This is a genomic window from Syntrophales bacterium (genome assembly GCA_035363115.1).
In the GTDB taxonomy this organism is placed as follows: Bacteria; Desulfobacterota; Syntrophia; order Syntrophales; family PHBD01; genus PHBD01.
Window position 1 is genome coordinate 1 of the sequence record DAOSEM010000018.1, and the last position, 2,651, is coordinate 2,651.

General features: G+C 58.0%; 1 protein-coding gene. It reads right to left on the reverse strand.

Annotated elements, in window-relative coordinates; translation table 11 throughout:
* Positions 1-55: 55 nt before the first annotated feature.
* Positions 56-2,651, reverse strand: a 2,596-nt coding sequence (gene fdnG, locus PLO63_17730; GenBank protein HOI75979.1) for a formate dehydrogenase-N subunit alpha, incomplete at its 5' end; no start/stop codon positions are given.

Sequence of the window (2,651 nt, forward strand, 5' to 3'; positions counted from 1 at the left end):
TGCACCTGGAGGTATCAACCATTATGGATTTTCCCTTGGACATGTCTCACTCCTTTTACACCTTTGTCACATTAACCATGAAAGCTCTGTATTCCGGGGTCCCGGTGTTGGGGTCGCCGGCGGTGGGGGTCAGCAGGTTGGCGGAATCGCCGCAATCCTTGGGGAAAAGCCAGCCGTAGTTGTAGGTGATCCCCACCTGATGCAGGGTCTGTCCGCCCACTTTCAAAGGACGTAGCCGCGCAGTGACCATCGCCACGCATTCGACTTTGCCGCGAACCGATTCAACCTTGACCTTTTCACCGTTCTTGATGCCACGGAGATCTGCGAATTCCCTGCTGATCTCGACGTAGGCCTGGGGCATGGTCTCCGTGAGCCACGACTGCCATCTCGTATCCGCGCCCGTGCACCAGTGCTCCGTGCAGGAGTAGGTGGTACAGACCAGAGGGAACCTCGGATCGCACCCGGCAATCTTATCGCAATCACTATTGAATATCCTGATGACGGGACTGCTCAACTGTGCGGATATCAGGCTCTTGGAAAGCGGACTCTCGAGGGGCTCGTAGTGCTCGGGGAACGGTCCGTCCGCCAGCCCCGGACCGAACAGGGAGGCGACTCCGTCGGGCTTCATAATGAAAGGCAGCTTTCCTTTTTCCTTGTCGCTCAGGGGCGGCCACGGCCCGTCGGGAACGTCGCCCACCCACTTTCCGTCGGCCCACTTGAGGACCGCCCGCCTCGGATCCCAGGGCTGTCCCTTCTCATCGACCGACGCCCGATTGTAGAGGATGCGCCGGTTCATCGGCCAGGCCCACGCCCATTCCGGGTAGAGGCCGAGCCCCGTCGGATCGCCTTTCTTCCTTCGGGCGATCAGGTTGGTTCCATCCTGTGTGAAGCTCCCGCAATGGATCCATATGCCGCAGGAGGTCTTTCCATCGGCCTGCAGGTAACTGAAGCCGGGAACACACTCCCCCTTTTTGAAAGACTTGTCTCCAACGGTGACGTCATCCAGGAAGTATCCGTTCATCGCCTTGGCAACCGCCGTGGAATCATACATCCCCTTGGCATCCGCATAATTCCATTGCAGATCGAGAATGGGATCGGCGAAGGTCCCCTTCTCCTTCTTGTAGAGGTCTTTGAGTCTCATCACCAGCCGGTACAGGATGTCGCCCATCGAAAGGGCGTCTCCGGGCGGTTTCTCCGCCGCGTATTTCCACTGGAGCCAACGTCCGGTATTGCTCATGCTGCCCGCTTTTTCCATCTGAGCCGCCGCCGGCAGGAGGAAGACCTCCGTTTTGATCTTTTTCGGATCCATTCCCGGCCCCTTCCAGAAGGAAGCCGTCTCATTGTCGAAAATGTTGATGTGTACCATCCAGTCGAGGTTGGCCAGGGCCTTGCGGGTCTTTTCGGCATTGGGATTGCTGCACGCCGGATTCTGGCCGACACACGTGAAGCCCTTGATCTTCCCTGCATACATCTTGTCGATCTGATCCAGAAGCGTCGTGTCCTGACCGTCATCCACCTTGGGAAGGTAGGAATAGGCGAAACCGTTTTCTTTGGAAGCCTTGTCTCCAAACCAGGTTTTGAGGAGGCTCACCATGTACTTCGGGGTATTTTGATACCAGTTGGCCGACTGGGGCTCCCTGGTCTTGGGAGTGTTTTTTGCCAGGTACTCGTCCAGCGTGGTCAGTGAGGCCGTCGGCGTCTTGAGATAGCCTGGAAGAATGTGGGCCAGGATGGCTTGATCCGTCGATCCCTGGACGTTGGGCTGTCCGCGCAACGCGGCGACGCCGCCCCCCGCGACGCCGATATTGCCCAGCAGCAGTTGCACGATGGTAAAGGACCTGATGTTCTGCACGCCCACCGTGTGCTGAGTCCAACCGAGGGCGTAGAGGATCACCCCCGCTTTGTCTCTCACCCCGGTCGAGGAATACAGTTCATAAATGGTCTTGAGATCTTCCACGGGGGTGCCCGTAATCGACGATACCTTCTCCAAATCGTAGCGCGCGTAATGGGCCTTCATCATCTGCAGGACGCACCGCGGATTCTTGAGCGTCGGATCCTTTTCCGGGACGCCGTTGGCATCGAGCCTGAACACCCAGGTCGACTTGTCGTACTTCCTGGCACCGGGATCGTAACCCGAGAAAAGTCCGTCCTTGAAGCTGAACTTCTCGTCTATGATGCACGAGGCATTGGTGTAGTTCCTGACGTACTCCTCGAAATACTTGTCGTTGTCGAGAATGTACTTGATCATGCCGCCCACAAAGGCGACGTCGGTCCCCGCGCGCAGGAACGCATGGTGGTCCGCCACCGCCGAGGTCCTGGTGAAGCGCGGATCGACGTGGATGATTTTCGCCCCCTTCTCCTTTGCGCGCATGGCCCATCTGAAGGTGATGGGGTGAGCTTCCGCCGAGTTGGCACCCATGACCATGACACAATCGCTGTTTCCGATATCGATGACGTGATTGGTCATCGAACCGCGTCCCAACGATTCGGCCAGCGAGGCCACACTTGGCCCGTGGCACACCCGTGCCTGATGGTCTATGTAGACGTATCCGAGTGCCCTCATGGCGGTGGTGATCATCCAGCACTCTTCATTGTCCAGCTTGGAGCTGCCCATGTGAGCCAGAGCTTCGACACGGTTGACCACCTGCCCT